This is a genomic window from Neptunomonas japonica DSM 18939 (assembly GCF_000422765.1).
GTDB lineage: Bacteria > Pseudomonadota > Gammaproteobacteria > Pseudomonadales > Balneatricaceae > Neptunomonas > Neptunomonas japonica.
The window spans coordinates 161,721-176,764 of the sequence record NZ_KE383917.1; the positions used below are offsets into that span (position 1 = coordinate 161,721).

The 15,044-nt window shown below is 44.4% G+C and carries 16 protein-coding genes; 7 read left to right on the forward strand and 9 right to left on the reverse strand.

Features of this window, described 5'->3' with window-relative positions; genetic code table 11:
• Positions 1 to 7 precede the first annotated feature (7 nt).
• Positions 8 to 2,128 (reverse strand): type I secretion system permease/ATPase, encoded by a 2,121-nt coding sequence (locus G511_RS0121240; protein WP_211224947.1) that lies wholly within the window; start codon positions 2,126 to 2,128, stop codon positions 8 to 10.
• 69 nt (positions 2,129 to 2,197) lie between these two features.
• Here G511_RS0121240 and G511_RS0121245 point away from each other — a divergent pair, with 69 nt between their 5' ends.
• A complete protein-coding gene (locus G511_RS0121245) occupies positions 2,198 to 2,560 on the forward strand; it encodes a hypothetical protein (protein WP_028471432.1) in 363 nt (120 codons plus the stop codon).
• Here G511_RS0121245 and G511_RS0121250 read toward each other — a convergent pair.
• The 3 genes from G511_RS0121250 to G511_RS0121260 all read right to left on the reverse strand — a co-directional run bounded on the left by G511_RS0121250 (position 2,557) and on the right by G511_RS0121260 (position 6,450).
• Positions 2,557 to 4,140: a tetratricopeptide repeat protein gene (locus tag G511_RS0121250; RefSeq protein WP_028471433.1), complete on the reverse strand. Its 1,584-nt coding sequence runs from the start codon at positions 4,138 to 4,140 to the stop codon at positions 2,557 to 2,559. The two genes, G511_RS0121245 and G511_RS0121250, sit on opposite strands and share 4 nt — an antisense overlap.
• Before the next feature lie 113 nt (positions 4,141 to 4,253).
• Positions 4,254 to 5,480: an argininosuccinate synthase gene (locus G511_RS0121255; protein ID WP_028471434.1), complete on the reverse strand. Its 1,227-nt coding sequence runs from the start codon at positions 5,478 to 5,480 to the stop codon at positions 4,254 to 4,256.
• 109 nt (positions 5,481 to 5,589) lie between these two features.
• The gene (locus G511_RS0121260) at positions 5,590 to 6,450 is read right to left on the reverse strand and encodes a flagellar protein MotY (protein ID WP_028471435.1); all 861 of its coding nucleotides are present in this window, start codon (positions 6,448 to 6,450) and stop codon (positions 5,590 to 5,592) included.
• Between the two features lie 186 nt (positions 6,451 to 6,636).
• On the opposite strand from G511_RS0121260, the gene rnt reads away from it, so the two are divergent.
• Complete coding sequence (gene rnt, locus G511_RS0121265) at positions 6,637 to 7,266, forward strand: ribonuclease T (protein WP_028471436.1); 630 nt, start codon at positions 6,637 to 6,639, stop codon at positions 7,264 to 7,266.
• 105 nt (positions 7,267 to 7,371) lie between these two features.
• On the opposite strand, the gene G511_RS0121270 is transcribed toward rnt, so the two are convergent.
• A complete protein-coding gene (locus tag G511_RS0121270; protein ID WP_028471437.1) occupies positions 7,372 to 7,974 on the reverse strand; it encodes a peroxiredoxin in 603 nt (200 codons plus the stop codon).
• A 71-nt stretch (positions 7,975 to 8,045) separates the two neighbouring features.
• Positions 8,046 to 8,384, reverse strand: a complete 339-nt coding sequence (gene grxD / locus G511_RS0121275) for a Grx4 family monothiol glutaredoxin (RefSeq protein ID WP_028471438.1) — start codon at positions 8,382 to 8,384, stop codon at positions 8,046 to 8,048.
• 277 nt (positions 8,385 to 8,661) lie between these two features.
• On the opposite strand from grxD, the gene G511_RS0121280 reads away from it, so the two are divergent.
• From G511_RS0121280 to G511_RS0121290, 3 genes are all read left to right on the forward strand, one after another.
• Complete coding sequence (locus G511_RS0121280; RefSeq protein ID WP_028471439.1) at positions 8,662 to 9,864, forward strand: aspartate aminotransferase family protein; 1,203 nt, start codon at positions 8,662 to 8,664, stop codon at positions 9,862 to 9,864.
• A 50-nt stretch (positions 9,865 to 9,914) separates the two neighbouring features.
• Positions 9,915 to 10,820: an ornithine carbamoyltransferase gene (gene argF, locus G511_RS0121285; protein ID WP_028471440.1), complete on the forward strand. Its 906-nt coding sequence runs from the start codon at positions 9,915 to 9,917 to the stop codon at positions 10,818 to 10,820.
• Positions 10,821 to 10,921: 101 nt separating this feature from the next.
• Positions 10,922 to 11,836, forward strand: a complete 915-nt coding sequence (locus G511_RS0121290) for a LysR family transcriptional regulator (RefSeq protein WP_028471441.1) — start codon at positions 10,922 to 10,924, stop codon at positions 11,834 to 11,836.
• Between the two features lie 87 nt (positions 11,837 to 11,923).
• Here G511_RS0121290 and G511_RS0121295 read toward each other — a convergent pair whose 3' ends face one another.
• Entirely contained in the window at positions 11,924 to 12,310 is a 387-nt protein-coding gene (locus G511_RS0121295) for a carboxymuconolactone decarboxylase family protein (RefSeq protein WP_028471442.1), read from the reverse strand.
• 223 nt (positions 12,311 to 12,533) lie between these two features.
• Between G511_RS0121295 and G511_RS0121300 the strand changes: the two genes are divergently transcribed.
• Positions 12,534 to 13,892 carry a class II 3-deoxy-7-phosphoheptulonate synthase gene (locus G511_RS0121300; RefSeq protein ID WP_028471443.1) on the forward strand — a complete coding sequence of 453 codons (1,359 nt, stop codon included), beginning with the start codon at positions 12,534 to 12,536 and terminating at the stop codon, positions 13,890 to 13,892.
• Positions 13,889 to 14,215, forward strand: coding sequence for a YqcC family protein (locus tag G511_RS23675; protein ID WP_036552647.1), 327 nt, complete (start codon positions 13,889 to 13,891; stop codon positions 14,213 to 14,215). Before G511_RS0121300 ends, G511_RS23675 begins: the two co-directional genes overlap by 4 nt.
• A gap of 79 nt (positions 14,216 to 14,294) precedes the next feature.
• Here G511_RS23675 and G511_RS0121310 read toward each other — a convergent pair whose 3' ends face one another.
• A complete protein-coding gene (locus G511_RS0121310; protein WP_028471444.1) occupies positions 14,295 to 14,696 on the reverse strand; it encodes a CBS domain-containing protein in 402 nt (133 codons plus the stop codon).
• Positions 14,693 to 15,043: a P-II family nitrogen regulator gene (locus G511_RS0121315; protein ID WP_028471445.1), complete on the reverse strand. Its 351-nt coding sequence runs from the start codon at positions 15,041 to 15,043 to the stop codon at positions 14,693 to 14,695. The genes G511_RS0121310 and G511_RS0121315 overlap by 4 nt, the downstream gene beginning before the upstream one ends.
• Position 15,044 lies beyond the last annotated feature (1 nt).

The following is a 15,044-nucleotide window of genomic DNA, read 5'->3' on the forward strand; positions in this document are numbered from 1 at the left end:
CATTTCCTTAACGCTGAATGTGCAGGCGCCCCTGCTTAAGGGCATCCAAAACTACTGCTTTAGGACCGTCAGCCACCACTAAGCCACCGTCCATTACAATAATTCTATCCACTAACGACAACAGCGACATTTTGTGTGTCACTAAAATAACTGAACGTCCTTTACCGTATGTCTCTAATTGGCCTCGGATATACTCTTCTGAAGCGTTATCCATTGAGTTTGTAGGCTCATCTAAAATAAGAATAGATGGCTTATGAATAAGCGCTCTAGCTATTGCAACGGCCTGGCGCTGCCCACCTGATAGTGCAGCACCTCGCTCTCCCACTGGCAAGTCAAAGCCTAAAGGGTGTCTATGTACGAAGCTATCGACACCAGCTAGCCCAGCAACTTCTACCAACACTTCATCATCAACTTCCGGGGAACCCATAACAATATTATCTCTGACAGTTCCATCAAAGAGCATAATATCTTGCGGGACATAACCAATATGCCGGCGCAGATCAATTGGATCAATCTGGTTTAAATCAATATCATCCAAACGAATCGAGCCACTATCAGGTTTATATAACCCCATAATGAGCTTCTCGATGGTTGTTTTACCGGAGCCAATACGTCCAATCAAAGCAACTTTTTCACCCGGATTTAGTGTAAATGAAGCCTTTTCTAAGGATGCCTGCTCGGTACCTGGATATTTGAAATGCACGTCTTTAAATTCAATTTTCCCAGCTAACTCAGGACGATGTACAAACTGTCGATCCTTATCCCTCTCATCAGGCAACTGCATAATGCTATCAAGTGTTTCTAGCGCCGTACGAGATTGGTGAAAATTAGTGATCAAGCTAGCCACTTGCGCCATTGGCTGAAGTACTCGCCCTGCTAATATGACACAGGCAATAAGAGCCCCCATTGATAGCTCGCGCTCTGATATTAGATAAACACCATAAATAACCAGCGATACAGAGCATAACTGAGTTACCAAGCCGGCAAAGTTCATTACCGAGTTAGATAACATTTTGGCCTGCATGCCCCATTTCGCAATATATCCGACGGCTTGCTCCCAACGCAGCTGCAATGAGGATGCTGCTCGTTGCGTCTTGACTGTCTCCATCGCCGTCAAGCACTCCACCAAGGTCGAGTTTTTTTGCGCTGAAGACTCAAATGTTTTTTCTACTGCAGCTTTAAGCTTGCCACTAATAAACAGTGAATAAATAATAATAACAGGGACGCCGACCAACGGCACAACGACTAATGGCCCACCAATCATACCAATAACAATAAGAAAAATGACGGCAAACGGCAGATCAATCAAAATAGAGTTAGTAGTAGAGCTTAAAAAACCACGAATGCTTTCAAACTCACGCAAGTTATTTGAAAAGGCGCCAACTGAACGCGGCATAACGGCATATTGTAATGACATGACTTTTTCAAAAAGCATCGAAGATAATAATATATCCGTCTTTTTACCTGCTAGCTCAATAAAATAAGCGCGCAACATCTTTAAGCCAAAATCAAACACATAAACAATGAAGACACCAAAAGCGAGCACCCATAATGTCTCTATTGCATTATTGGGTACTACACGGTCATAAACGTTCATAACAAATAAAGGGTTCGCTAAAACAAATAAATTTATTAGGAACGAGGCAATTAATACGTCTCTATAAATTTTTGCAGAGCGCCAAATGGTTCCCCAGAACCAGTGCCCTTCCTGCTGATCTAAAACCCGAGAGACACGCTCGGTAAAGCGATACTCCAAGCGCACAAAGATAGCATGGCCAGAGTAACTGCTCTCTAAGTCCTCCAAGGATAACCGATGAGCACCACCGCTTTCAGGCTGGATAATAACAGCCTCACCTGTCTGAGCATCAACTTCTTGAAAAATACAGGCTTGATCATCATTAAGAATAAGCACCACAGGCAAGGTTAAAGCAGATATACCCGAGAGGTCTCGTTTAACTATCCGCGAGGAGAAACCGGCTCTTTTCGCTGCCCTGACAAACAGTTTAGGGGTAAGCCTATGATTAATGAGCGGCAACCCTTCTCGAAGAACATCCGCCGACATAGGGCGATGGTTCTGCTGGGTTAAATGTACTAAACAATTAAGAAGAGGGTCTTGTACTACATCCATTTTCTTGACCAATATCCACTAAAGCCTACATACTAGCATGTATCTAAGTAACTGAAAGAAGAATGGTTTATGTTATACGCCCTACGTAACAATGAAGGCCGCATTACAGGCTTATCAGAGACTCTACAAGACGGTGCAGAAGCTGTTGACCTGAAAAACCCAGACGTTCTAGCGTTCCTGTCGCTCAACGATGACAAAATGACGCCCGATGCTTACCTAGATAGCTCAGACACGGGAATAGCCCGTATCGTTGAGGATTTGGTAGAGCTGATGGTGTCTCGCAATCTTATTATTTTCACTGATTTACCTGATGCAGCCCAACGAAAATTACTAACAAGAAAACTAGCTAGGAAGTTAATTAATCAAGGTGATGAAACAGAAGAAAGTAGCGAGAGCGCATCAATTTTATCTGATGATGAACCGTGGATCTAATCCACTGCTTCCATCTTCATCTGAATATCAGAGTAGCGCTGCAACAATACTTTAAAGCGCTTATGCTGCTTTATTGAAAAAGCGCCGAAGTTAAGCCGGTTCAAGCGCAATAAACAACTAACCCAGTGTTGTAACGAGAGCTCATTGCTAGCTTGCAGCTTCAACTCAATTTCCATTTGAGCTAAATTCAGAACAATAGCCACGCTTTGCGCATCCGCCGATTCAGCTCGCCTAAAGAACGCTACAGCACTCACTACATCGCCTTTTTTATATTTTTGTAAGCCACTTTTCATAAACGTAACCCATGAAGGCACCGTCTCGGCTTGCAGCAATTGCGATCTAATCAGCTTAACTTTATCTGCTACAGGACCACCTTCAGTGGCATCAATAACCCAATCCATCCATCGCCACTGCTCAGAAACACTCATTTCACTAAAGAGCTCTATCGCTTGCAGTAACTCAGCCTCTTCTAGCTCAGCATTACCGAGCACCTTTCTCAGCTCTGAGATAATTACGTGAGCCCTAAACTGCACCGAAATATCCCCCGAGAAATCCCTCATCACATCTTCCATTGCCCTGATCGCTTCGAGCTCAAGCTCTTCTTGTTTTTCTTTCTTCACTTGGTATTGAGCAATAAGACAACGTACCAATGAAAAATAGTGATCAGGATCTTGAAAAACCGAATAACGTGAATATTTCAGCACCGCCCGAAATGCATCAATAGCCAAACCCCATTCTTGCGCGCAGGCAGCCAAATTGCCCATTTCCGACTGCAACTGCGGAACGGCGGGCTGTAGCATCACAGCTTTACGCATAAGAATAATAGACTGCGACAAGTCACCACAAACATGCATGCTTCTTGCCAACCATGAAAACGCTTCAACAGAAATATGCTGCTGATCAACAACCTGCTGCAAAATCTTAATCGCATCTTGATGACGCCCCAAAAAATAAAAGGACATTCCCTGCCCGACCTGCGCCCAGACCTGCTTTCTAGAAGCGACTAACTGGCCAAACAACACTTCAGCTTCCTGGTACCTTTTGGACTCTAGCAAACAAACCCCTTGAAGACGCTCCAAGTAAATTTTAAGTCCGGGATAAACATCAATCAAACGCGCACAATACTCTAATGCATCACTCCACTTACCGCTATCCATCGACTCTTCTACACGATAGACTGCTTTTTTAACTCGCTGTAGCTTTTCTAGGAGATTCTGAATTTTTGCACGATCATACGGGCGAGTAATATAAGCATCAGGTGCGCTTTCTAAAGAACCAACAAGCAAAGAGGACGAAGCAGAATCAATAATAAGCAAAAATCGTGTTTGAAAGAGGCGTAGTTTTTCAGCGAATGCCTCCTGCACAACTTGCAGGCCATTTTTCTCCGCCTTGCCCATATCATAAGCAACAAGAACAATATCAAATTCCATCTCACGCAGATAACTTACAGCCATATTTACCGACGACGCCGCTTCAACTTGCTCAAAGCCTAAACCCGATACGATATCTCTAAGCCTAGATAATTCATCCAGCTTATAATCGACAATCAGGACTGATTTTCCGAAACGGCTATTTGACATGCACTCGCATCTTAAAAAACATAAACCAATATAAATCAGCCTATTAGAAAAACACTCGTTATACAAAAAAACCCGCTAATAAGCGGGTTTTTTTCGTATTTTACATTTGAAAATTAATCTTCAAGTAAATTACGACCTTTACCTGCTGCAATACGCATGCGTAAAGCATTTAACTTAATAAAACCTTCTGCATCTTTCTGATCATACGAACCAGCATCATCTTCAAATGTTGCAATGCTTTCATCAAACAAGCTGTCATCCGAGCGGCGCCCAACAACAACGACGTTACCTTTATAAAGTTTCAGACGAACATCACCGTTCACATTACGCTGACTGTAATCGATCATCTGCTGAAGCATCTTACGCTCTTCAGACCACCAGAAACCGTTATAGATAAGCTTAGCGTAACGAGGCATTAACTCGTCTTTCAAATGTGCAGCTTCGCGATCTAGGGTAATAGACTCAATAGCACGATGAGCTTTCAACATAATTGTGCCACCCGGTGTTTCATAGCAACCACGTGCTTTCATACCCACAAAGCGGTTTTCTACGATATCCAAACGACCTATACCATTTGCACCACCGATTGTGTTCAGGTTTTCTAGTATAGTTGCTGGAGAAAGCTCTACACCATCAATCGCTGTAATATCACCATTAGCGTAAGTCAATTCAATATATGTCGGCTCATCCGGCGCAGTTTCAGGAGAAACAGACCAACGCCACATGTCGTCTTCAGCTTCAGCCCACGGCTCTTCTAGAACACCACCCTCATAAGAAATATGAAGCAGGTTGGCATCCATTGAATACGGCGATTTTTTCTTGCTCGTTGAGAAATCAACAGGAATATCATGCTCTTCACAATACGCCATCAGTGTTTCACGCGAAGTCAGGTCCCATTCACGCCAAGGAGCAATAACAGTAACCCCAGGCTTCAGTGCATAAGCACCCAGCTCGAAACGAACTTGGTCATTACCTTTACCAGTAGCACCATGAGAAATGGCATCAGCACCGGTCTCATTAGCAATTTCAATCAAGCGCTTAGAAATAAGAGGCCTAGCGATTGATGTACCTAACAGGTACTCACCTTCGTAAACAGTGTTTGCACGGAACATTGGGAAAACAAAATCACGCACAAACTCTTCACGCAAGTCATCAATGTAGATCTCTTTAACACCTAGCGCTTCAGCTTTCGCACGAGCAGGCTCTACTTCTTCGCCTTGCCCCAAGTCTGCTGTAAATGTAACCACTTCACAGTTATAAGTTTCCTGTAACCAGCGGACGATAACCGATGTATCCAATCCACCAGAATAAGCCAGTACTACTTTTTTAATATCGGACATCAACAAAGAGCTCCACTGAATAACAGTTGTGCAAAACCACAACTATGAGAATATATATTTTAAAGCGCGATATTATAGCAGCTCTTAGGCAGAAGAAACACTTCCATCATTAGCGCTCAAGACGAATTGTCACACGACGATTACGGGCTCGATTCTTGGTAGAGGAATTTGCAACAACAGGGTAACGCTCGCCATGATAGCGCGTGGTCAGTATTTTTTCATCCACCCCTTTAGAGACCAAATAACGCGTCACTTCTTCTGCACGCTGCTTTGACAAATCGCGATTTAACAACCTGCGCCCAGCATTATCCGAATGACCATCTACATAGACAGATGAGACACGCTCATCTGCTTTGATATACTCTACGATGAGATCCATGCGTGCTTTTGTTGAATCAGACAAACGCCATTGCGCTGGCGGAAAAAGCACAGCCGTTCTTGCTACTTGTCGGTAGTTAACCGGTAATAACTGATCAACACATTCGACATAGTTATTATAAGATTTTTGAAAGTTTGCGGCAGACAAACCAACACGCAACACCTCATTCGACCCCATCCAACCAGGCATGGTAAAAGTGGGCGACATGCCCCGGTACAGAGCAACCAGCATCTCACCAGCATAGTCAGATTTAACATTAACCTGACGATCACCAGCTCTGACTTTAACAACGCCAATCATCTCAGGCGCGACACCAGGCTGCCATGCCGACGCCTCAGCAACCAATTTAACCTTTCCTGACAGGACGCCCTTTTGCGTAGGCAGCAACTGAAAAACAGCTTTCTCTCCCGCCTCATGAAAAAAACGAGCGATACCATAAGAGGGAACAACCTGCTCCAATCGACAAGAAAATTGAGATGCTTCTACATCCCAGCTGGACTGGTCGATAGCAACCATAAAAGTCACAGCATGCACTACCTGTACAGGCAGCATAAAGAGCATTAAAAAGAACAGCTTAATTCTTAGCGTCATAATCCAGGCAACAATTTAAGAGAAAACTTCCAACAGCATTAGAACAACTATAAGCTCTAATGCTGATTCAAGACACTTCTGTTTGGCTAACATCAATTCTGGCTGCTAGAATGTCCCGAATGAAAGAACATTTCAAGCAGTCATTATTAAGGATACCTTTTGAGTAATAATACAATCTCTCAGTTAATGTCTGAGCGCTTTCGCGGTTATCTACCGGTTGTCATTGATGTAGAAACGGCAGGCTTTAATGCTCGTACAGATGCATTACTGGAAATTGCGGCAGTAACCCTAACTATGGATGAGCAGGGATACTTGATCATTGATCAAAGCTTTGTCGCTGAGGTTGAGCCTTTTGAAGGTGCCAATCTAGAGCAAGCAGCTTTAGACTTTACAGGTATTGACCCTTACGACCCTAACCGTGAATCAATTCCTGAGATCCAAGCGATGGAACAGATTTTTAAGCCTATAAGGCGTGCGGTCAAAGCTCACGGATGCAAGCGGGCAATTTTAGTCGGCCACAATGCCTCTTTTGATCATGGGTTTGTTAGTGCTGCTGCTTCCCGAGTAGATATGAAGCGTAACCCTTTCCACCCTTTCTCCACATTTGATACTGCGGCGCTATCAGGGCTTGCTTACGGTCAGACTGTTTTAGCTAAAGCATGCGATGTTGCCGGCATTCCTTTTGATGGAAAACTAGCGCATTCCGCATTATATGACACAGAAAAAACAGCTGAGTTATTCTGTGGGATTGTAAACCGCTGGAAAGACCTTGGCGGCTGGGACATGGTATTAGCTTTACAAGACCACGACGACTAGCTAAATGAACGGCAATCTCGAAACTAATGACTGCCATTGATTAAAGCAAGACATAAAAAAACCCGCCGCTGTAACAGCGCGGGTTTTTTTGTTATCACTAACTTATTACAGCTTGTCAGACTCTGCGGCTAGATATGCAGCAACGCCATCTGGAGAAGCATTCATACCTTTATCGCCTTTATTCCAACCAGCGGGGCAAACTTCACCGTGCTCTTCATGGAACTGCAACGCATCAACTAAACGGATCAACTCATCCATGTTACGTCCTAATGGCAGGTCGTTAACGATCTGCGAACGAACATTACCTTCTTTATCGATCAAGAATACGCCACGAAATGCAACACCTGCATCATGCTCAACGTCGTAAGCTTTGCAGATTTCATGCTTAACATCAGCTACCAACGTATACTTAACAGGACCAATCCCGCCATCGTTGATAGGTGTGTTACGCCATGCGTTATGCGTGAACTGAGAGTCGATAGAAACACCGATAACCTCAACACCACGTTCTGTGAACGCGTCCATACGGTGATCAAGTGCGATCAGCTCTGAAGGACAAACGAAAGTGAAATCCAGTGGGTAAAAGAATAGCAAACCACATTTTCCATTGATCGCTTCTTTAAGATTGAAACCATCTACAATCTCACCATTACCCAATACTGCTGCAGCAGTAAAGTCAGGAGCCTGTTTTCCTACAAGTACGCCCATTGTTCTCTCCGATATCGTCCGGTTTAATATTCAAAAATAAGGATAGCAAAAATTACTACCCTTAAAAATCCTTATTCGCTTGCAGCGCTATCATCAGCTTCAGCAGCAGCTTTCACTAGAGTATCTAGTTCACCTGACTCAGCTAGCTCACAAATGATATCGCATCCGCCTACTAATTCACCGTTAATCCACAGCTGAGGAAAAGTAGGCCAATTAGCATATTTTGGTAACTCAGAACGAATCTCCTGGTTTTCCAAAATATTTACAAATGCAAATTTCTCGCCGCATGCCATCAGCGCTTCTGATGATTTTGATGAGAACCCGCACTGAGGGAAACGAGGAGTCCCCTTCATGTATAACAGGATTGCATTGCTCTCGATCTGTTCTTTAATAGTATCAATTACGCTCATCTGGCTACCTTCTGAAGACGCTGGTGTTATTAAGACTAATCACTATAAAATTCGCAAAATCTTACCACATACCCAACTAAATTACTCGGATAAGATGGTAAAAAAAACAACGCCTAATATGCGACTTTTTTCTACTCTTAGACCTTTTATGGTGCTTACTTCAATGGATTTCAAGCTGATCATCCTGCATAGTTGCGAAAAAAGACTACTATCAATAGAATGTTGTTCTTTAAACGGCAGCCATGGCTGCCTTTTTTCGTTGTAGGGAGTAAACAATATGGCGCAACAGCCTTTAATGAATACTTACAAACGACTCTCCGTAAGTTTTGAGCGCGGGGAAGGCTGCTGGCTTTTCGATACTGATGGCAATAAATATCTAGATGCTCTGTCTGGTATAGCTGTTTGTGGATTAGGGCATGCACACCCAGCTGTGACTCACGCGATTTGTGAGCAGGCCGGTCAGTTAGTTCACACCTCTAACCTGTATAACATTCCACTCCAGGAAGAGCTTGCTTCACGCTTAACAAATATTTCAGGTATGGATAAAGTTTTCTTTTGCAACTCAGGTGCTGAAGCAAACGAAGCAGCTATCAAAATAGCTCGCAAATTTGGTCATGCAAAAGGCATCGACAAACCGTCTATTATCGTAATGGAAAGCTCTTTCCACGGCCGTACCGTTGCAACACTTAGCGCAACAGGCAACCGAGCTGCACAAGCTGGCTTCGAGCCGCTGCTTAATGGTTTTGTCCGTGCACCTTACGATGATGTAGAAGCAATTCGCTCCATCGCTGCCAACAACAAAGATGTTGTTGCCATACTCGTTGAGCCTATTCTTGGGGAAGGTGGCGTAGAAATTCCTGCTGACGACTACCTTGCAGAACTAAGAGCTATCTGTGATGACAACGACTGGCTATTAATGCTGGATGAAGTACAAACAGGTAATGGACGTACAGGCCGCTATTTCGCCTACCAACACACTTATATTATCCCTGATGTTGTCACAACAGCGAAAGGCTTAGGAAATGGTTTCCCAATTGGCGCCTGCCTTGCAAAAGGTCGCGCAGCAACCACCTTCCAGCCTGGCTCTCACGGCTCTACATTTGGTGGCTCACCTCTAGCATGCGCTGTAGGTTTAGCGGTTACCGATACCATCATGAACGAGAATTTATGCGAGCGTGCAGCAACACTCGGCAAGCGCATACTGGATGGCTTTCAAGAACAATTAGGCGGCACGAATTACATTAAAGAAATTCGCGGTAAAGGCCTAATGATTGCTATCGAATTGAATGAAGCCGGTTCTGAACTCGCTATCCTAGCCAAAGTAAAAGGCATCTTATTGAATATCACAGGCGGTGGGCATGTGGTTCGCTTACTACCACCACTGGTCATGACAGATACAGAAGCTGATTTAATGGTTAACACCCTGTCTAAGCTAATTAAAATTTACGCTGCTGATGAGCGCTCTAAACCAAGAAATTAAAGGTTAGCGCAATTACAACATGGAAAGCCGCTTCTGCGGCATTATGGTATATGAATACAAGACATTTTTTAACACTTCAGGACCTTTCTTCTGAAGAGCTAAAGCAGATAATGCATCGTGCTATAGAACTAAAAGCCATGCGCAATAGAGGTGAAGTTTATGCACCTCTTAACAATAAAGTCATGGCCATGATTTTTGAAAAGTCTTCGACACGTACCCGCGTTTCTTTCGAAGCGGGTATGTCTCAACTAGGTGGACACGCTATGTTTCTATCTTCACGAGACACTCAGCTGGGCCGTGGAGAACCTATCGAAGATTCAGCGCGTGTGATTTCAAGCATGGTCGATATAGTGATGATTCGCACATTTGGTCATGACATCATTGAAACCTTTGCAAAGCATTCTAAAGTACCCGTCATCAACGCACTGACTGATGATTATCACCCATGCCAGCTACTCGCTGACATGCAGTGCTTCCTTGAGCATCGCGGTGACATTACAGGCAAAACAGTAACGTGGATTGGCGATGGTAATAACATGTGCCACTCCTATATTAACGCCGCGGCATTACTGGACTTTACTCTTAATATTGCCTGCCCTGAAGGATTTGATCCTGACATGACCTTGGTTGAAAAACACCAAGACAGAGTCAATATCTTCAGAGACCCGAAAGAAGCGGTCAAAGGCTCACACCTTTTAGTCACTGATGTCTGGGCATCCATGGGACAAGAAGATGAGCAAGAAGCTCGCATGAAAAGCTTCGAGGGCTATCAAGTCAATTCAGCATTGATGGATACAGCACACGAAGATGCCATCTTCATGCATTGCCTGCCTGCTCATAGGGGAGAAGAAGTCAGTCACGAGATGATGGATGATCCAAGATCAGTAGTGTTTGATGAAGCTGAAAACCGTCTACATGCTCAAAAAGCACTCATAGAGTTCTTACTAGTTAAGTAAAAATGGACGGCCAACCTTCACGAAGATTGGCCGCGCCCCCCCTTTTCCGTCTACACTGTGAATATCTGGCGCTTCGTACAGCTCTATTTCAGGACTGATGCATGATTGAATTAAGACATCTCAAGACACTTTCCGCTTTAAGGGATGCTGGCAGCTTAGTAGAAGCAGCCGAACGTGTTCACCTCACGCAGTCTGCTCTCTCTCACCAAATCAAAGATCTGGAAGACCGGCTAAATTGCTCGCTATTCATTCGCAAAACAAAACCTATCTGCTTCACTTCTGCCGGGCAGCGTTTACTCACGCTGGCTGACGAAGTTTTGCCCATGATACGCAACTCTGAACGAGATATAGCAAGGCTAGCTGGCGGTGAAACAGGGCGACTTAATATAAGCATTGACTGCCATAGCTGTTTTGACTGGTTAATGCCGACCATAGATAGCTTCCGCCAAAACTGGCCAGAAGTAGAAATGGACCTTTCAAGTGGATTCACATTCCAACCATTACCAGCACTAGCACGTGGCGATCTAGATTTAGTTATCACCTCCGATCCTGAAAAGCGCAATGGGATTACCTATATCCCTCTTTTCAGCTACGAGTCAGTGCTAGCGCTCAGCAAACGCCACAAATTGATTGCTCGTAAATACATACAAGCACAAGATTTAGCTCAAGAAACGGTCATCACCTATCCCGTTGACCAAAATAGGCTCGATCTGTTTACTCGCTTTCTCGATCCCGCTTCCATTGAGCCTCACGCCATTCGTACAGCGGAGCTTACTTTAATGATTCTGCAGCTAGTAGCTAGCGGCCGGGGTGTTGCCGCCCTACCTAACTGGGCTCTACATGAGTATTTACAGCGTGAGTATGTTGCCGCAAGACCACTAGGCGAGAAAGGCGTGTGGTGCACGCTTTATGCAGCCATTCGCGAAGATCAGAAAAATGCCGAGTTCATGGTAGATTTTTTAAGCACAGCAAAAGAGGTATCTTTTAGCACATTAACGGGGATCAAATCAGCCTGAGCAGGCTCCTCATACCTACAGTCATAACTCTTCCAATAACTCTGAATTTTTCTGAAGAGTTATTGGAAGCTAATTCATTAAACAGCCTTACTTATTATTCGCCAAATGTTCTTCTATAACTTCTTTAGCGGCCCTGAAAGCCTCTTGAGCCGCCGGCGCGCCACAATAAACGATAGAGTGTAATAATACTTCTTGGATCTCTTCTGGCGTACAACCGTTATTTAATGCGCCTCGCACATGCCCTTTTAATTCTGCCGGCGCCTTTAACGCTGCCAGCATCCCGATTGTGACGAGAGAACGAGTACTGCGCGACAACCCGTCACGCTGCCATGTGGAACCCCAAGCATGCTCATTTATCCAGTCTTGGACGGGTTGGGTCAATTCGGTGGTATTGTCGATAGCACGCTGAACAAACTCCTCACCCATCACTTCTGTACGTACTTTTAGTCCGTTATCGTAGTCTTCTCTCGACATGCCACTACCCTCGCTGCACTATTATTAATGATAATTAATTTGCTAAAGCATTCCATAGGTCATCCTATGTGACCCTTAAAATACGCTTTAGACTCCTACAAACACTGACTATTTACACTATCCACTGACCACAAACATATTTCATGACTTCAACACTTGTTTATTAGTGATGATTCCTTACACTGTGATGCTCTTATAAACACTGATATATAGACGGATCACCATGACTATCTGGACCCCAAACAGCTGGAGAAACAAACCTATTGTACAACAACCTGCTTACGCTGACGCCGATAAGGTTCGTCAGGTTGAACAGCAGTTGTCTGACTTTCCTCCTTTGGTGTTTGCGGGTGAAATCCGCTCATTACACAAAAAGCTTGAACAGGTATCGCAAGGCAAAGCATTTTTACTTCAAGGTGGCGATTGCGCCGAAACATTTACAGAATTCAATGCCAACAAAATTCGTGATACGTTTAAAGTACTACTGCAAATGGCTGTCGTAATGACTTTTGCAGGCAGCGTACCTGTCATTAAAGTGGGTCGCATGGCCGGGCAGTTTGCCAAACCACGCTCTTCAGATACAGAGACAAAAGATGGCGTCACACTGCCCACTTATCGCGGCGATATCATCAACGATAATGCATTTACACCTGAAGCACGCATCCCAGATCCAGAGCGCTTATTAAAAGCGTACAACCAATCTGCAGCCACGCTAAACCTACTACGTGCTTTTGCACAAGGCGGCTTTGCTGACTTACACCAGGTACACCGCTGGAACTTAGGTTTTGTTGAACAAAGCCCATTGGGTGAAAAATACCAACACATGGCTGATCAAATAGATCAGACACTTGCCTTTATGGAAGCGTGCGGCATTCATGCTGAAAACACTTCGCAGATCAACGAAACAGCCGTCTACACATCTCATGAAGCACTCTTGCTTGGCTATGAACAAGCCCTCACGCGCCAAGATAGCATTAGTCAGGATTGGTATGACTGCTCAGCCCATATGCTATGGATTGGAGACAGAACACGCCAAGCAGACCATGCTCATGTTGAGTTCCTACGTGGCGTTCAGAACCCAATCGGTATAAAAGTAGGCCCAACCACTGCACCGGATGACCTCATTCAGCTCTTAGATATATTGAACCCTAACAACCTACCAGGGCGCATAACATTAATTGCTCGCATGGGTGCTAAACAGATCACTGAAAAATTAGCACCGCTGGTTCGTACCGTTAAAAGTGAAGGTAGGCATGTAGTATGGAGTTCAGATCCAATGCATGGCAACACTATAACAGCCACCAGCGGCTATAAGACTCGCAGCGTGGATGCTATTTTGGCTGAAATCCAAGGGTTCTTTGCGGTTCATCGTGCAGAAGGCACACACGCTGGCGGTGTTCACTTAGAGATGACAGGCAATAACGTTACTGAATGCATCGGTGGTGCATTCCAGATCACAGAAGAAGGCTTAGCTCATCAATACGATACTTTCTGTGACCCGAGGCTCAATGGCGAGCAAGCGTTGGAACTAGCCTTCATGATAACCGACACAATGAAAGCAGCTAGAAACCAAGCATCATGAGCCAGCACAGCGAACTCTTAGACATCCTTAATGCTATTTCGAAAGAGATGGTACTTAAGGACTTATGGCAGTCGACAGCACCTTCTGACGAAGCACTGAGTAGCACTCAGCCCTTTTGTGTTGATACGTTAACTTTTTGCGAGTGGATGCAATGGATCATGCTTCCTAAATTAGAAAAGATGGCAAAATCACAGGCTGCACTACCGAATAACAGTGATATGTTTTCGATGGCAGGAGAGGCGTTCAAACGCGTTGAAGTCGATACGAAAGCGTTACTTAGCCTAGTATTAAAACTAGATCATTGCTTGCGTTTAACTCATTAATACGAAGACGATTACAGCGGACAACTAACGTTTGTCCGCTGTAATTTTTAAGCTTACATCAACAATACTTTTGCATAAATTACAGACGTAAACCTTCCAAAACAATCTCGTTGTAGCTAATCACACCCATCACAGCACCCTCTTGAATAACCGGGGCAGTAGACAAACCAAAGCTATCAAATAGTCTGGCGCAATACTTTACATCCATCTGTGGATCAACCGCCACTACAGGTTTTGCCATCACTTCGTATACGTTAACACGCTCAGGAGCACGATTTTTGGCAACAACCTGTTTAGCGATATCGGATATCAATAAAATCCCATATTCGTCATCATCATGACGCTTATTAATAATGAGGACCGAAGCATCACGAGCCTTGAAAATATCCAACGCCTCGCGAATAGTTGTCAGCCCATCAACCATTCCGTAATCCTGCGTCATTACATCACGTACGCGCACAATGGCCTGCTCACCACTCATAGCTCCTCCTCCACCGCATCGGTTAATGCTTCTATCTGATGCGCCACGCCCACTGCATCTTCAACATCTAGCTGAATCGCAATGCCTCGCCCTGGTGCCTCATCAAAACCTGCCACATCAGAAATAGTTTCTAGAATCTTACGACTCAAGTGTTCTTCAACAATGAACAACAATACATCACGCTGAGTTTCCAGCGATAAGCCAAAAAAAGTCTTGGTCTTAACGACCCCCTCTCCTCTGGCATTATTAATGATTGTTGCTCCAGTCGCACCGGCCTCACGTGCAGCCTTCATCACAGTATCGGTTTTACTATCTTCTACAAACACCAACAACAGTTTGAAATGCATC